We start from the raw sequence: 16,188 nt of genomic DNA, 5'->3' as shown, positions 1-16,188 counted from the left end.
CTTGCGCTACAATCGCCCCTCTTCCCACACTGGAGACCGTGGATGACTGATTTTGCCGGACTACCGCTGGTGATCGAGCCTGCGGACCTGCTTGCGCGCCTGGCGTCCCCCCAGCTGATCCTGGTCGACCTGAGTAGCGCCAACCGCTACGTCAGCGGTCATATCCCCGGCGCCCGCTTCGTCGAAGGCAAGCGCACCCAGCTTGGCCTGCCGCCCGCGCCGGGGCTTTTGCCGGCCATTGGCGAGCTGGAAAAACTGTTCAGCGAACTCGGCCACCGGGACGATGCGGTCTACGTGGTGTACGACGATGAGGGCGGCGGCTGGGCCGGGCGCTTCATCTGGCTGCTCGACGTCATCGGCCACAAGGCCTGCCATTACCTCAATGGCGGCATCCAGGCCTGGCCGGCGGACAAGCTCTCGACCGAGGTGCCGCCGCCCGCCTCCGTACCGGTACGCCTGCAGCTGCATGGCGAACCGACCGCCACCCGCGAATACCTGCAAAGCCGCCTGGGCGCCGATGACCTGGTGATCTGGGATGCCCGCGGCCCGCAAGAATTCTCTGGTGAAAAGGTCCTGGCGGCCAAAGGCGGGCATATACCCGGCGCGATCAACTTCGAGTGGACGGCAGGTATGGACCTCAACGACCACCTGCGCATCCGCAAGGACATCGCCCAAGTCCTCCAGCAACTGGGCATCACCCCTGACAAGGAAGTGATCACCCATTGCCAGTCCCACCGCCGCTCCGGCTTTACCTACCTGGTGGCCAAAGCCCTCGGCTACCCACGCGTCAAGGCCTACGCCGGCTCGTGGAGCGAATGGGGCAACCATCCGGACACGCCTGTAGAAGTTTAAGGAACCTGCATGAAATCCCGTCTGTTCATCATCAGCCAGTACCTGCTGCCGCACCATCTGCTGTCGCGGCTGGCCGGCTGCGTCGCCGAGTGCCGCGCACGCTGGTTCAAGAATGCCTTCACCGCCTGGTTCGCCAAGCGCTACCAGGTGAACATGAGCGAGGCACTGGTCGAAGACCTCACCGCCTACGAGCACTTCAATGCCTTCTTCACCCGGGCGCTCAAGCCGGGTGCACGTCCGCTGGACGAAACGCCGGGGGCCATCCTCTGCCCGGCCGATGGTGCTGTTAGCCAGCTGGGCCCGATCGAACACGGTCGCATCTTCCAGGCAAAGGGGCACAGCTTCAGCGCCCTGGAGCTGCTCGGCGGTGACCCGGCCCTGGCCGCCCCGTTCATGGGTGGTGAATTCGCAACCATCTACCTGTCGCCGAAGGACTACCACCGCGTGCACATGCCGCTGGCCGGTACCCTGCGCGAAATGGTCTATGTGCCGGGTCGCCTGTTCTCGGTGAACCAGACCACTGCAGAAAACGTCCCTGAGCTGTTTGCCCGCAATGAGCGTGTGGTGTGCCTGTTCGACACCGAGCGCGGGCCGATGGCCGTGGTGCTGGTGGGGGCGATGATCGTTGCCTCGATCGAAACCGTGTGGGCCGGCCTGGTCACCCCGCCCAAGCGCGAACTTAAAACCTTCCGTTATGACGAAGGCAGCCGTGCGCCGATCCATCTGGAGAAGGGTGCGGAACTGGGCCGCTTCAAGCTGGGCTCCACGGCTATCGTGCTGTTCGGGCCGGAGCAGGTGAAGTGGGCTGAAACCCTGGGTGCCGGTTCGGCAACGCGCATGGGTGAGTTGTTGGCGCTTCCCGCGCAGGCTTGATTCTGGCCAAAATGAAAAGGCCCTGCATGGCTGAAGCCATTGCAGGGCCTTTTTGTCAGCGAGGCTTGTGTCAGCCCCGCGCGTCGCGGTCGCGCAGCCCCAGCAGATAGAGCACGCCGTCCAACCCAAGGGTGGAGATGGCCTGTTTGGCCGATTGACGTACCAGTGGCTTGGCGCGGAAGGCGACGCCAAGACCGGCCAGCGACAGCATCGGCAGGTCGTTGGCACCGTCGCCTACGGCAATGGTCTGCTCCAGTTGCAGGCCCTCTTCGCTCGCCAACTGCTGCAGCAGCTCTGCCTTGCGCTGGGCATCGACGATGGGCTCGACCGCCACGCCGGTCACCTTGCCATCAACCACTTCCAGTTCGTTGGCGAACACATAATCGATGCCCAGGCGCGCCTGCACCTGCTTGGCAAAGTAGGTGAAACCACCCGAGAGGATCGCAGTCTTGTAGCCCATGCGCTTGAGCTCGGCGAACAGGTTCTCGGCACCTTCGGTGAGGCGCAGTGAAGCGCCGATCTGGTCCAGCACACCAACGTCCAGGCCTTTGAGCAGCGCCATGCGCTCCTTGAAGCTGGCACGAAAGTCCAGTTCGCCGCGCATTGCCCGCTCGGTGATCGCCGCCACCTGCTCGCCGACGCCGGCAGCCTTGGCCAGTTCATCGATGACTTCGGCTTCGATCAGGGTCGAATCCATGTCGAACACCGCCAGGCGGCGGTTGCGACGGAACAGGTCGTCCTTCTGGAACGCGATATCGATGTTCAACGCTTCGGACAAGGCAAAGAAGTCGGCACGCAGGGCCTGGGCATCGCTTGGCTCTCCGCGCACGGAAATTTCCAGGGCAGCTTTGCCATGCTCACTCTGCACGCCCAGCGCAACACGCGCAGACAACCGCTCGATACGCTCGATGGTCAGGCCGTACTGGCTGATGACTGCACTGACACGCTGCAGTTGCTGCGGGGTGATCTTGCGGCTGAGAACGGTAGCGATATAGCGGGCTTCGCCCTGGCCATCGGCCCAGTGCTGGTAATCAGACTCGGAAATCGGCGTGTAGCGGGCCTGCAGGTTCAGCTCATGGGCCTTGGACTGCACGCTCTGCAACAGGCTGGTGGCCACTTCGTTGTCCGGAATATCGACCAGAATGCCGAACGACAGGGTGCCATGCATGACAGCCAGGCCGATGTCGAGAATGTTCACACCGCCCTGGAGGAGGACCCCGGTGATGGCGGCAGTGAGACCCGGGCGGTCCTCACCGGTGATGTTGATCAGAACGATTTCGCGCACAACCTGGCTCCGACTTCGATGAAAAATGCGCATTCTACCGATTTTCCGTGACCATCGGGCGCCAACGATACTTTGCCGACAAAACTCGGGTCGCTATACTGCGCAGCACTTTCATGCCATTAAGAGCCGCGCTCTGTGAACCGGCCCACGCCCGTCAAACCAGACAACTTCTTCCTCATGATCTTCCGTGCCCTGCGCCAACGTCGCGTTCCCCTGGCACTGCGCATCGCCAGCACCAACATTTTCTTGGTGGCGCTGGCGCTGGTGATCTATGCCTGCGTGATGGGTCTGCAGTTCAAGCAGGCCATGCACGAGCAGGCGGACGCCCTTGGCCAGAGCCTGACCACCCAGACAGCCACATCGGCGACCGAGCTGTTGGTGTCCAACGACATCCTCAGCCTCAACGTGCTGTTGGGCAACCTGGTGAAGAACCCGCTGGTGGCCCACGCAGCGATATACAGCGTGGACAACCGCATCCTGGCAGAAGCCGGGCAGCGCCCACGCAACAGCCTGCTGGGTGAGGCCGAAGGCCTGTACCAGACCAAGATCACCTTCCAGGACGTGACGGCCGGGCAACTGCGCATCAGCCTGGACATGAGCCAGTTCCAGCAGCCGATGCTGATCAGCTTGCAGAGCATGGGCATCCTGGCCGCGATCCTGCTGGCCCTGGCACTGAGCCTGAGCCTGCGCCAAGGCCGCCACATCACCCTGCCGCTGCTGCAACTGCGTGTATGGCTGCGTGACCCGCACCCCTACACCCCGGCGATCGATCGTCAGGATGAGATCGGCGATATTGCCCGTCAGCTGCATGCGCGCCTGGCCCCGCCGCCCCCTCCAGAGCCTGAACCGGAGGAATATGAAGATGAAGACGACTTCGACGATCTGCACGATGCCCCTGCGCCGGTCAACGCTGCGCCACGGGCCAAGGCTGCTGCTCAGGTAGGCGACGAAGACGATGATGAAGCCTTTGCCGGCCTGCTGGACCACGAAGAAAGCGCGCCGAAGGCCGCAGCAGTCGAGTCCGACGAGCCGCAGAGCACTGCTGTGCTGGCCGTTCAGCTAGGATCGCAGGAGCAACTGCGCCGGCTGCCGCGCACCCGCCTGACCGAGTTGCTGGAGCGCTACCGCGACTGCCTGGAGCAGGCCGCGTCGCTGTACGATGGCGAAACCCACACGCTCAACGACGGCAGCACGTTGGTGCTGTTCCACAGCCGCGACTGCGGCGAGGATTACCTGACCAATGCAATCTGCTGCGGCGAGCTGCTACGCGCACTCGGCCACGCCCTGCAGATCGAGGTCGCCGACAGCGGCATCACCCTGCAACTGCAACTGGGCCTGGCCCTGGGCGATGATTTGCAGGGGCTGGAACAGGTAGACCTGCTGATGACCGAAAAAGCCCAGGACGCCCTGGCGCTCTCCCAGCACAGCCGCAACCTACTGCTGGTGGAGCGGCAGATCAGTGACGACTCGCTGATTCGCCAGCGTGCGCGCATTCGGCCAATTGCCAGCCCTGAAGGGGCCTGCTGTGTCGAACGCTTGATGGAGCCCTACCCCTCGATGCTGGAGCGGCAGTTGGCGCGGATGCACGAACGCAGGGCGTGATACCGAGTGCCCTGATCTCACACCCATGAAAAAGCCCGCACATGTGCGGGCTTTTGTGTATCCGGGGTAAGCATCAGAACCGATAGACTTCCATATCGGTCCGAATAGGCGAAGCCATAGGGATCTTCGACTTCTCCGGTGCTTTCTTGACCTGAACCGGCGCTGCAGGTTTTTTGCGCGACTCTTCAGCGATCGCCGGCTGGTTGGCCAAAGGTTTGACCGCAGCGCTCAACTGTTCTGCCAGCTTCTGCAACAACTGCCCCTGAGCCTGTACCTGCGAAGACTCGCTGCCTTCGTGCGGCTGCTCGAGGTGAACGATCCGGTTGTCACGCACATTCCCGCGGCGGTCCAGCAAACGCCATTGGGCGTCGAGGATAGCCGGCTGGTTCTTGCCCGAGTCCAGACGAGTGATCGACAGCAATACCTGTACGTCAGGCGAGAAGCCACTGCTGGCCGGTGCCAGGACCACCCGCTGGCTGTCCAGGCGCCAGGCCAGCTGACGCACCAACAGTTGGTCGATGTCTGCCGACAGGCTACCGGCCCAACGACCGTCCGTCGCCGAACTCAGGCTGCCATCCGGCTGGCGCTGCAAAAAGGTTTCGCGCTGCAGGTAATCGGCGACCGACACCGGCCCGAGCACCACGGCCATGCCCGCACTCTGCGAAGGCTGGCCAGGGTCACCGCTGTCGAGCTGATACAGGGCAACCGGCTGATGCATGCTGCATCCGCTCAGCCCCAGCAGGCCCGTCATCAACAGCGCAAATGGAAGGCGCAGAAATTTCATTCATCCCATCCAGGCGGTCGCCACCAGGCTAACCGCATTGATACTGATATAGATTCAATCGGGCACACGGCCACGCCGGCACCACAGGTGCACTATCATCCGCGAAATGTCGGCCCGACTCCAGCATTTCTGCCTGGAACGGCGCTGAAATCGCCGCCCCAGACATTTCTGCTGATTTATGCCGGACTTTCCACCTGCAAACCGTCAACGCGCTGGAACCCGCGTGGCAGCTTGCTACCCCGCCGCCCGCGCTCGCCCTTGTAATGCTCGAGGTCGTCCGGCTTCAAAGACAGGGTACGCTTGCCAGCTTGCAATACAAGGGTGGCGCCCTCGGGGATCACCGCCAGATCTGTAACATATTCTTCACGGCTGGCGACCCGATCACCGGGCACACCGATAATCTTGTTGCCCTTGCCTTTGCCCAGTTGCGGCAAGTCGGCGACCTTGAATACCAGCAAGCGACCTTCGGTGGTCACGGCCGCCAACCAGTCCTGTTCACGGTTTGCCACAGGGCGCGGGCCGATGACCTTGGCCCCGTTAGGCAGGCTGAGCAACCCTTTGCCGGCCTTGTTCTTGGCCTGCAAATCCTCACCTTTGACCACAAAGCCGTAACCGGCATCCGATGCCACCACGTACAGCGCATCATCCTCCGGCAGCAGCACGCATTCGAAGGTAGCCCCCGGCGGCGGCGTCAGGCGACCGGTCAGCGGCTCACCCTGGCCACGCGCCGATGGCAAGGTATGCGCAGCCACCGAGTAGCTGCGCCCGGTGGAATCGATGAGCACGGCAAACTGGTTGGAACGCCCCGCTGCTGCAGCCTTGAAGCCATCGCCCGCTTTGTACGACAGGCCGGTTGCATCGATGTCGTGGCCTTTGGCGCAACGCACCCAGCCTTTTTCCGACAGCACGACGGTGACAGGCTCCGTCGGCATCAGCTCGTTTTCCGACAGTGCCTTGGCTTCGGCGCGCGCGACGATCGGCGACCGGCGGTCGTCGCCGTAAGTCTCCGCATCCTTGATCAGTTCGCTGCGTACCAGCTTGCGTAGCTTGGCATCGCTGCCGAGCAAGGCCAGCAGCTTGGCCTGCTCCTTGAGCAATTCGTCCTGCTCACCGCGGATTTTCATCTCCTCCAGACGCGCCAGCTGGCGCAGGCGGGTCTCAAGGATGTAGTCGGCCTGGATTTCGGTGAGGTCGAAACGAGCGATCAGTGCCTGCTTGGGATGCTCCTCGGTACGGATGATGTGGATGACTTCATCGAGATTGAGGAATGCAGTGAGCAAGCCTTCCAACAGGTGCAGGCGCCGCTCGACCTTCTCCAGGCGGTGCTGCAGGCGACGACGAACGGTACCGATACGGTACTGCAGCCACTCCAGAAGCAAGGCACGCAGGTTCTTGAGCTGTGGCCGCCCGTCCAGGCCGATGATGTTGACGTTGACCCGATAGCTGCTTTCCAGCTCGGTAGTGGCGAACAGGTGCTGCATCAGTTCGTCGGCATCCACGCGGTTGGAGCGTGGGATGATCACGATACGGCAGGGGTTTTCATGGTCCGATTCGTCACGCAGGTCAGCGACCATGGGCAGCTTCTTCGCCTGCATCTGCGCGGCGATCTGCTCCAGCACCTTGGCCCCGGAGACCTGGTGCGGCAACGCAGTGACGACAATGTCGCCGTCCTCGACCCGGTATACGGCGCGCATGCGGATCGAACCGCGGCCGCTTTCGTAGATCTTGAGGATCTCGGTACGCGGCGTGATGATTTCAGCTTCGGTCGGGTAGTCCGGCCCCTGGATGTGTTCACACAGCTGCTCGAGGGTGGCCTTGGGCTCGTCGAGCAGGCGCACACAGGCACTGGCCACTTCGCGCAGGTTGTGTGGCGGCACGTCGGTGGCCATGCCAACGGCAATGCCGGTGGTGCCGTTGAGCAGGATGTTCGGTAACCGTGCCGGCAGTACCGCAGGTTCCTGCAGGGTACCGTCGAAGTTGGGCACCCAGTCCACGGTGCCCTGGCCCAGTTCGCTGAGCAGCACCTCGGAATAGCGCGACAGGCGCGCTTCGGTGTAACGCATCGCCGCGAACGACTTCGGATCGTCCGGCGCCCCCCAGTTACCCTGGCCATCGACCAGCGTGTAGCGGTAGCTGAACGGCTGCGCCATCAGCACCATGGCTTCGTAGCAGGCCGAATCGCCGTGGGGGTGGAATTTACCGAGCACGTCGCCGACGGTACGCGCCGACTTCTTGTGCTTGGCATCGGCATCGAGCCCCAACTCGCTCATGGCATAGACGATGCGTCGTTGCACAGGCTTGAGGCCGTCGCCGATGTGCGGCAAGGCCCGGTCCATGATCACGTACATGGAATAGTTGAGGTAGGCCTGTTCGGTGAAGTCAGCCAGCGAACGGCGTTCGACGCCGTCGAGGCTGAGTTCCAGTGAGTCGCTCATGCGGGCCTCGTCATTTCAGGTTCTGGCGCAGCAGCATGGTGCCGCCGCGCTGGGTAAATTCAAGTTGTTTCAGAGCGCTCATGCCGAGCAGCACCGTCTGCCCATCCAGCCCCGGCACCACCAGGGCGCGCACGCCCTGCAGGCGGATATCCCCAAGCTGCAGGCTGTCCAGTCGCGTGCGGTAACCTTCGGTGCGACCGTTGGCGGTGCTGAGGATGACCGGGCTGCCACGTTGCAGGCTCAGGTCACGGGCCAGCGCTTCGGGGATCGCCACGTCGGTGGCGCCGGTATCGAGCATGAAATGCACAGCTTTGCCGTTGATCGCGCCATCTGCCACGAAATGGCCCTGGCCATTGCCCAACAGGCGCACCTCGATGAAGCCTTCGCCGTGCTCGGACTGCACCTGGGTATTGGGGTTACGCTCGCGCGCCTCCCACTCACCGAAAAACCGCGTAGCGAGGAACATCGCCGCCGCCCAGGCGACGATCATCAGTACCCTGCCCGCACGCTTGCCCGGTGGCTGGCTCATGGTGTGGCGCTCCACCCGCCCTGCGGGGCGGCGAAGCGCCAGACGACCGGGCGGTTTTCACCATCGGCGCGATCAGCGTTGTTGTTGTCCAGACCGATCCAGGCGCCCTTGGCATCGATCACCAACGCTTCGGCCAGGCCGAACGGCTGATCGTAGCGGCGCTCGGGCACCAGAGCATCGGCGGCGAATGACCAGCAGCGCTCGACCTCGCCGTTGTCGGCATGGCGCCGGCACACGCGGTATGCATTACGTTCGAGGGTGAACAGCTTGCCCTCGAACCAGGCCAGGTCAGCAAAATCACGCGAAAGCGCACGGGCCTCAGGCATTTGTGGCGGTTGCATCTCGACCCCGGCTTCACTGAGCAGTACGCAACTGCGTCCGCACGTCCATACCGACTGCTGCCGTTCTATCTTGACCAAGCCCCGGCGCTCACGCTCGGCCGCAAGCCACAGGCGATCACCGGCCGGGTTGATCGCCAGGCCTTCGAACAGGGCATTGAAGTTCAGCAGCATGCCACTGGCCCGGGCCTGGCGAATCATCGCTGGGTCAACCCTGAGCCAGGCAGGTGCGCCTACGACCGGCAATTGCAGCACGGCCACATGCGCTTCGCTGACCAGGTAGATGTTACCAGCCTGATCGCAAGTGATGCCTTCGTAATCAAACTGCCCGCCACGAATGAACGACACCGCCCAGTTGCGCGACTTCAGCCCCCAAGGCAAACCGCTGTCCGGCACCGGGGGTGGGGAGAACGTCAAAGGCTGGGCGCGCCAGACCTGATTGTGCGGGTCGAAGCGGTAGATACGGTCATCATCGCGATCCGAAACGCCCCACAACGCACCCCGACAAAAAGCCAGCCCGGAGAGATTGCCGCCGCGCATGCCGTCGATCGGATGCTCGGATGTCAGCTTCAGCTCCGGCCAGTCGCCAGCCAGGCTTTGCAGCGCGACCAGCGTAAGGAAAACCGCGACAAACGAACGAATCAAACCAGAACCTCGGCCAGATTGCCTTTGGTCTCCAGCCAGTTCTTGCGATCGCCCGCACGTTTCTTGGCCAACAGCATATCCATGATTTCGGTCGTGCCCTGCAGGTCATCCAGGGTCAGCTGGACCAGGCGCCGGGTGTTAGGGTCCATGGTTGTTTCGCGCAACTGCGGTGGGTTCATTTCGCCCAGCCCTTTGAATCGGGTGACCTGTGGCTTGCCACGCTTTTTCTCGGCCACCAGGCGGTCGAGAATGCCGTCGCGCTCAGCCTCATCGAGGGCGTAGTAGATTTCCTTGCCCAGGTCGATACGGTACAGCGGCGGCATGGCAACGTAGACGTGGCCTGCTTCGACCAACGGACGGAAGTGCTGAACGAACAGCGCGCACAGCAGGGTAGCAATGTGCAGGCCGTCGGAGTCGGCGTCGGCAAGGATGCAGATCTTGCCATAGCGCAGCTGCGACAGGTCGGCAGCGCCCGGGTCGACACCGATGGCCACGGCAATGTTGTGCACTTCCTGGCTGGCCAGCACCTCACCACCGTCCACTTCCCAGGTGTTGAGGATCTTGCCGCGCAGCGGCAGGATCGCCTGGAACTCCTTGTCACGCGCCTGCTTGGCAGAGCCACCGGCCGAATCACCCTCGACCAGGAACAGCTCGGCCCGCATTGGGTCCTGGCCTGCGCAATCGGCCAGCTTGCCCGGCAGCGCAGGGCCCTGAGTGACGCGCTTGCGCTCGACTTTCTTGCTGGCCTTGAGGCGGCGGCCGGCGTTGCTGATGGCCAGTTCCGCCAGCTGCATGCCCAGTTCGGGGTGTGCATTGAGCCACAGGCTGAAGGCGTCCTTGACCACGCCCGAGACGAATGCTGCAGCCTCGCGCGACGACAGACGCTCTTTGGTCTGCCCAGAGAACTGTGGCTCTTGCATCTTCATCGAGAGCACGAAAGTGATGCGTTCCCAAACGTCTTCTGGCGCCAGCTTGACCCCGCGCGGCAACAGGTTGCGGAACTCGCAGAACTCGCGCATGGCATCGAGCAGGCCCTGACGCAGGCCGTTCACGTGGGTACCGCCCTGGGCGGTGGGGATCAGGTTGACGTAGCTTTCCTGAACACTGTCACCGCCTTCGGGCAGCCACAGCAAGGCCCAGTCCACGGCTTCCTTGTTGCCGGCCAGGCTGCCGCAAAAGGGCTCGTCCGGCAGGCGCTGGAACTCACTGACCGAGTCGACCAGGTAGGAACGCAGGCCATCCTCGTAGTGCCATTCGACCTTCTCGCCGCTGGCCTTGTCCTCGAAGCTTACCAACAGGCCTGGGCACAGTACGGCCTTGGCCTTGAGCACGTGCTTGAGGCGGCTGATGGAAAACTTGGGTGAATCGAAGTACTTCGGGTCGGGGCTGAAGTACACACTGGTGCCGGTATTGCGCTTGCCGACAGTACCGACCACTTCCAGCTCGCTGGCTTTGAAGCCATCGGCAAAGGTCATCTGGTATTCGTTGCCGTCCCGCTTGACGCGCACGCGCACCTGGGTCGACAAGGCATTGACCACCGAGATGCCGACGCCGTGCAGGCCCCCGGAGAATTGGTAGTTCTTGTTGGAGAACTTGCCGCCGGCATGCAGCTTGGTGAGGATCAACTCGACCCCCGATACGCCCTCTTCGGGGTGGATATCCACCGGCATGCCGCGGCCGTCATCGCTGACTTCCAGCGAGTGGTCGGCATGAAGGATGACCTGCACCGAACGGGCGTGGCCAGCCAGGGCTTCGTCGACACTGTTGTCGATGACTTCCTGGGCCAGGTGGTTGGGCCGGCTGGTATCGGTGTACATGCCCGGCCGTTTACGGACCGGGTCAAGGCCCGAGAGGACTTCGATGGCGTCTGCGTTATAGGCGCTAGCGCTGGGGTTGGCCATGGGTTCTCGTCGTCAGTCTGGTGAATGCGAAAAAATCAAAATACAGAAAAATCGAGCGCCGCATACTGCCCCCGGGCAATTCCGGCGAAGGCCAGCAGGGCTGGTATCTGCTCGGCAAAGCCCTGGTAGCCGTGGTCACCACCGGCCTGGATACGCAACGCGCACGCCCGGTAATAATGCTGGGCGTGGCGATAGTCCAGGGTTTCATCGGCGGTCTGCAACCACACTTGATAGCGGCTGGCGTCCGCGGGGGCCGGCACTTCCAGTTCAGCCAGAGCCTGGACATGATCGTGGGTCAGCTCCCAGGTTTCGCCGCTGTAGTGGTTGCGCTGGGTGCCCAGGTAGCCGTCGAACAGCTTGTGCGGGGTGACCGCAGGGTTGATCAGCAGGGCTTTAAGGCCCAGGCGCTCGGCCAGATGGGTGGCATAGTAGCCGCCGAGCGAACTGCCGACCAGCAGGGGCGCGCCCAGTTCGGCGATGGCCGCTTCGAGCTGTGCGATGGCCTGGCGCGGGTGATGGTGCAAGGCGGGTACGCGCAGCTGGCCGGACAGGCCTAGCTGCTGCATCACAGCGTCGAGCTGACGCGCCTTGGTGGAGAGCGGTGAGCTGTTCAAGCCATGGATATAGAGGATGGAACCCGACATGCTGCCCCCGGAATCTTTGGCTTCGCGCCCCATGGTGGAGGCGCAGGGATGCGCAGTGTAGCGTGTTCGCCGTGTTTTGGCGCAGCGGCGGGTTTTTCGCAACAATTTTTGCGATGCTGGTTTCAATAGCCCGGGCTATCGAAATCGAGCTTCACCTCGAAGTCCGTGGCCCGCTGCACCCCGGTCTCCAGCTGCCCGTCGGCATGCAGGCGCAACCAGCGGTAACCTGGCTGCTCCTCACTCACCTTGAAGTCTTCGCTACCCGCGGCGAACTGTATGCAGGTCGATGGCGTGGCCAGCAGGCGCAGCCCGCCACGCAGCTCATCCCACTCCTGATGGATATGCCCCCAAAGCAGCGCCCTCACCTGTGGATAACCCTCAAGCCGGCGCAGCAATTGATCCGCATTGCGTAACCCGATCGGTGCGATCCAGGCGCAGCCGATATCCACCGGTTGATGATGGCAGCAGACCAGGCAATGGCGCCCACCGGCCGACACCAGCGCATCATCGAGCAGCGCCAGCTGTGCCGGCTCAAGCAGCCCATGGGTCGCGCCCTGCACCGCAGAATTGAGCATGATGACACGCCAGGCGCCGATATCGGTCACTGCCTGCACCAGCTCCGGCGCCACCTCGGCCATGACCCTGGCTTCATCATGATTACCCGGCAACCAGCGCGCCGGCACGCCGATCTCGCCCGTAAGATCACGAAACGCCTGATACGAGGCAACACTGCCATCCTGCGAAAGGTCACCCGTGCACAACAGCAGATCGATACGCGGCTGTTCACGACGCACTTGAGCGATCACATGACGCAGGCTGTCGCGCGTGCGCAGCCCCAGCAGCGTGCCCGCAGGGTCAGCGAACAGGTGAGCGTCAGTCAATTGCACCACGCATACGGGTGCCTGAGAGGGGTCTGGGTGCGGCACCGGCCGTCTCCTCGGGGGAATTCAGCACGAATTATGGCGGGGGATCGGTTACGAGAAAACAGTCGAAACCGACCTGAGTCACATTTCAGCGCACACTTGCCAGCTCGTGACCACACGCCAGGCAGTGGCTCAGCCATTCGCCGAGAAACAGATTGAGCTGGGCCTTTTCATCCGGCTGGTGCATGGACTGGTTGGGATACGGGTAGATGCTGCGCAGGCGCCTGGTGTGTTCGGCGCTGACCACTTCGGCCATACGCGCATCGTGGTACACCTGCACCTCAAGGTGGGGCACCGGCAGCCAAGGCAGGCTGTGCTCCTGGCGCACCCGCAGGGTAGTGGTATACGGGCAGGCCAGCACTACATCGAGGACCAGCACGCCGAGCATCTGGTCGCCCTGGGTCATGCCGATGCGGCGCGAACTCTGAGTGGTACGCATGTCGGGCAGCAAGCGCATGAGCCGGGCGTAGTTGGCCTCACAGGCTGCCTGCAGCCCGGCCAGATCGACCCGATAACGCTCACGCAGCAGGTTCACTTCCACATACCTCGTACTTCATCTCTGTTGAGCGCCAGCCATTGCAGGCCAATGATCGTCGCCGCATTGCAGATACGCCCATCGCGCACAGCCTGCAAGGCATCTTCGAACGACCAGACCCGCACACGGATATCCTCGCCCTCTTCTTCCAGGCCGTGCAGCCCCCCGGCGCCTTCGCTGCTGCAGCGGCCAAGGAACAGGTGCACGTATTCATCACTGCCGCCCGGCGACGGGAAATACCGCGTCATCGGCCATAGGGCGCTGAAGGTCAGGCCGGCTTCCTCTTCGGCTTCACGATGAGCGACTTCTTCAGGCTGTTCGTCCTTGTCGATCAGGCCGGCGACCATCTCGATCAGCCACGGATTGTCGACTTTATCCAGCGCACCGACGCGAAACTGCTCGATCAATACCACTTCATCACGCAGCGGATCGTAAGGCAGCACGCAAACGGCATCATGGCGCACGAACAGTTCGCGGCTGATCTCACGGCCCATGCCCCCGGCGAACAGCTCATGGCGCAGGCGAAGCTTGTCGAGCCTGTAGAAGCCCTGGAAGCAATTGGCCCGTTCGATGATGTCGAAGCCCTTGGGCACTGAATTCAACGCGTCTGACATGGAAATCCTCATTACCTCAAATACCGCTTCGCGCCATCCTACTCTGCACGCCTGCCTGTTTCACCCCTTTCCGTTAACCATTCGCGCAGTCGGGACAGGGGCTGTTCTCTCTGTTAGCTTAGTGGCGAACTGAAGGCCGCGCAGGCGGTCAAAGGCCGACTTTTCCCTGTATTGCAAGGATCATCATGACACTTGTCAAACTGACTGCCGTGGCGGTGCTGGCCTTGGCCCTCGGTGCCTGCCAGAGCCTGTTCGCGCCGAATTACCGTGCCCCGCTGGAGGTGAAGCGCGACGCCTGGGAGCACGTAAAGCCAGGTTGCAGCGAGAGTGACTGCCCACTGGTGAATATTGACACCATTCACTTCCCGGACCTGCCCAAGCTCGACGCAATCGTCGAAAAGCGCCTGCTGCAACTGACCGAAGACAACCAGCATGGCACCGCACCAAGCACTTTGCAGGCGTATGAGCAGCAATACCTGGCAACTGCCGACAAACGCAACAGCAGCTACCTGCAGGCCAAGGTACGTGAACAGCATGACGGGCTGGTGATCATCGAGCTGTCCAGCTACCTCGATAGCGGCGGCGCTCATGGCATGCCAGGCCGGGGCTTCATCAACTATTCGCGCAAGCTGGACAAGGTACTGACCCTGCAGGACATGCTGGTCCCGGGCCAGGAAGACACCTTCTGGAAAACGGTAGAAGAATCGCACCGCGCCTGGCTGATCAGCGTGGGGATGGACAAGGATGCCGAGTTCGTCAAAACCTGGCCGTTCAAGAAGTCGCCGCACATCGCTCTGACGTACGGCGCAGTGGTTGTCAAATACGAGGTCTATACCATCGCGCCCTACTCCATGGGCCACGTGGAACTGAAGCTTCCCTACCCTCGCCTGAATGGCGTGCTCAAGCCCGAACTGTTCCCCGGCCGCGGCTGAGGCTCAGTAGCGCATGCAGCCCACCCGCCAGCAGCAATGCCGGCAGGGTAGCGCCGACCTCTGGCGCTTGCGCAGCGATGCTGTGATAGGCCACCACGCCCACCGCCCAAGCCAGCAGCGCCTGCCAGTGCAAACCATCGATTTGTGCTGGAAGGCGGCGGCGGCGGATCACGAAGTGGTCCATCAGCACCACACCGAACAGCGGCGCGAACACCGAGCCAATCAGCAGCAGGAAGTTCTCGTACTGGGCCAGCGGCGCCAGCAGAGCAATCAGCGTACATAGCACACCGATGGCCAACGCCAGGTGCTCGACCTTCAGGCGTACCAGCAGGCCAGTCGATACCGCCGCCGAGTGGATATCGGCAAAGGCCTTCTCCGACTCGTCCAGCAAAATCAGCAGCAATGGAATACCCAGCCCGGCACCGGCCAGGGCCAGCAACAGCGCGTTGACCTCACCGCTCGGCGCAAAGGCAAGGGTGTAGGCCACGCCCAGGCTCATCAGCCAGGTATTGCCGATGAAGTAACCGAGCACGGTCCCGCCGAATACGCGCCTGGCGCTGCGGGCGAAACGCGAGTAGTCGGCAATCAACGGCAACCAGGAAAGCGGCATGGCGATGACGATGTCGAAGCCCGTGGCCAGCGACATCGACCCATCTCCGCTGCGCTGCCACAGTTCGCTCAGGTCAGCCTTGGCGAAGAGGTTCCAGGTCAGCCACAGGCAAGCGCCCAACAACAGCCAGATCCCCCATTTACGCAGCACCTTGCGCACGAATGCCAGCGGCCCGCTGACCGCGAGCAGCGTGGCCAGGCCACCGAAGCACAGGGTCCAGAACATTGGGCTGTTCCACAGGCTGCCTTCACCGAAGGTACGCGCGCCAAGCAGGCTGGCGGCGTCACGCATGACAATGATCTCGAACGCCCCCCAACCGATCAGTTGCAGCAGGTTGAGCAACGCCGGCAAGCGCGCGCCGTGGCTGCCCAGGCTCAGGCGCAGGGTGGCCATGGCGCACAGGCCCGTGTCGCTGCCAATCACGCCTGCCGCCCCAAGCAGCAGCACGCCCACGCCCGTACCCAAGATGATGGCCAGCACCGCGCCGGCCAGGCCCAGGCCGGGGGCGAGCATCGCGCCCACCTGCAGCACCATCAGGCCGATGCCGAGGGAAAACCAGAGCGAGAACAGGTCCCGGCCACCGAACGGGCGTTGGCTGGCGGGGACGGGGTGGTCGGGGGAAAAATGGCTGGTAGTTGTCATTGTTGTCACTCGACAAAGAAATCCAATCGACGCAGTCGTTGCAG

General features: G+C 62.9%; 15 protein-coding genes. 4 read left to right on the top strand and 11 right to left on the bottom strand.

The window, feature by feature from the left end; all coding sequences use genetic code 11:
* Positions 1–42: 42 nt before the first annotated feature.
* Positions 43–852 (top strand): rhodanese-like domain-containing protein, encoded by an 810-nt coding sequence (locus ACIPZC_RS22965; RefSeq protein ID WP_267819126.1) that lies wholly within the window; start codon positions 43–45, stop codon positions 850–852.
* A gap of 9 nt (positions 853–861) precedes the next feature.
* Entirely contained in the window at positions 862–1,725 is an 864-nt protein-coding gene (gene asd / locus ACIPZC_RS22960; RefSeq protein ID WP_400629724.1) for an archaetidylserine decarboxylase, read from the top strand.
* 70 nt (positions 1,726–1,795) lie between these two features.
* Here asd and serB read toward each other — a convergent pair whose 3' ends face one another.
* Entirely contained in the window at positions 1,796–3,010 is a 1,215-nt protein-coding gene (gene serB, locus ACIPZC_RS22955; RefSeq protein WP_241806261.1) for a phosphoserine phosphatase SerB, read from the bottom strand.
* Between the two features lie 135 nt (positions 3,011–3,145).
* On the opposite strand from serB, the gene ACIPZC_RS22950 reads away from it, so the two are divergent.
* Positions 3,146–4,612 carry a histidine kinase gene (locus ACIPZC_RS22950; protein ID WP_400629722.1) on the top strand — a complete coding sequence of 489 codons (1,467 nt, stop codon included), beginning with the start codon at positions 3,146–3,148 and terminating at the stop codon, positions 4,610–4,612.
* Between the two features lie 73 nt (positions 4,613–4,685).
* On the opposite strand, the gene ACIPZC_RS22945 is transcribed toward ACIPZC_RS22950, so the two are convergent.
* From ACIPZC_RS22945 to ACIPZC_RS22905, 9 genes are all read right to left on the bottom strand, one after another.
* A complete protein-coding gene (locus ACIPZC_RS22945; RefSeq protein ID WP_241806263.1) occupies positions 4,686–5,396 on the bottom strand; it encodes a membrane integrity-associated transporter subunit PqiC in 711 nt (236 codons plus the stop codon).
* 176 nt (positions 5,397–5,572) lie between these two features.
* Complete coding sequence (gene parC / locus ACIPZC_RS22940) at positions 5,573–7,831, bottom strand: DNA topoisomerase IV subunit A (protein WP_400629720.1); 2,259 nt, start codon at positions 7,829–7,831, stop codon at positions 5,573–5,575.
* A 10-nt stretch (positions 7,832–7,841) separates the two neighbouring features.
* Positions 7,842–8,360: a TIGR02281 family clan AA aspartic protease gene (locus ACIPZC_RS22935; RefSeq protein WP_046788114.1), complete on the bottom strand. Its 519-nt coding sequence runs from the start codon at positions 8,358–8,360 to the stop codon at positions 7,842–7,844.
* Positions 8,357–9,343, bottom strand: a complete 987-nt coding sequence (locus ACIPZC_RS22930; RefSeq protein WP_241806265.1) for an esterase-like activity of phytase family protein — start codon at positions 9,341–9,343, stop codon at positions 8,357–8,359. The genes ACIPZC_RS22935 and ACIPZC_RS22930 overlap by 4 nt, the downstream gene beginning before the upstream one ends.
* Positions 9,340–11,244: a DNA topoisomerase IV subunit B gene (gene parE / locus ACIPZC_RS22925; RefSeq protein WP_012316499.1), complete on the bottom strand. Its 1,905-nt coding sequence runs from the start codon at positions 11,242–11,244 to the stop codon at positions 9,340–9,342. Before parE ends, ACIPZC_RS22930 begins: the two co-directional genes overlap by 4 nt.
* 35 nt (positions 11,245–11,279) lie before the next feature.
* A complete protein-coding gene (locus tag ACIPZC_RS22920) occupies positions 11,280–11,888 on the bottom strand; it encodes a YqiA/YcfP family alpha/beta fold hydrolase (protein ID WP_349976287.1) in 609 nt (202 codons plus the stop codon).
* A gap of 122 nt (positions 11,889–12,010) precedes the next feature.
* Positions 12,011–12,814, bottom strand: coding sequence for a 3',5'-cyclic-AMP phosphodiesterase (gene cpdA / locus ACIPZC_RS22915; protein WP_267819139.1), 804 nt, complete (start codon positions 12,812–12,814; stop codon positions 12,011–12,013).
* Positions 12,815–12,899: 85 nt separating this feature from the next.
* A complete protein-coding gene (locus tag ACIPZC_RS22910) occupies positions 12,900–13,352 on the bottom strand; it encodes a DUF1249 domain-containing protein (RefSeq protein WP_042111790.1) in 453 nt (150 codons plus the stop codon).
* A complete protein-coding gene (locus ACIPZC_RS22905) occupies positions 13,343–13,960 on the bottom strand; it encodes an NUDIX domain-containing protein (RefSeq protein WP_241806268.1) in 618 nt (205 codons plus the stop codon). The genes ACIPZC_RS22910 and ACIPZC_RS22905 overlap by 10 nt, the downstream gene beginning before the upstream one ends.
* A gap of 185 nt (positions 13,961–14,145) precedes the next feature.
* Here ACIPZC_RS22905 and ACIPZC_RS22900 point away from each other — a divergent pair, with 185 nt between their 5' ends.
* A complete protein-coding gene (locus tag ACIPZC_RS22900; RefSeq protein WP_241806269.1) occupies positions 14,146–14,892 on the top strand; it encodes an RsiV family protein in 747 nt (248 codons plus the stop codon).
* Here the strand turns inward: ACIPZC_RS22900 and cytX are convergent.
* Positions 14,861–16,144 carry a putative hydroxymethylpyrimidine transporter CytX gene (gene cytX / locus ACIPZC_RS22895; RefSeq protein WP_241806270.1) on the bottom strand — a complete coding sequence of 428 codons (1,284 nt, stop codon included), beginning with the start codon at positions 16,142–16,144 and terminating at the stop codon, positions 14,861–14,863. The two genes, ACIPZC_RS22900 and cytX, sit on opposite strands and share 32 nt — an antisense overlap.
* Between the last annotated feature and the right edge of the window lie 44 nt (positions 16,145–16,188).

This window comes from Pseudomonas sp. NPDC089743 (assembly GCF_044748785.1).
In the GTDB taxonomy this organism is placed as follows: Bacteria; Pseudomonadota; Gammaproteobacteria; order Pseudomonadales; family Pseudomonadaceae; genus Aquipseudomonas; species Aquipseudomonas putida_X.
The sequence above is the reverse complement of the archived record's forward strand: the minus strand, read 5'-3'. Positions and strand labels throughout refer to the sequence as shown.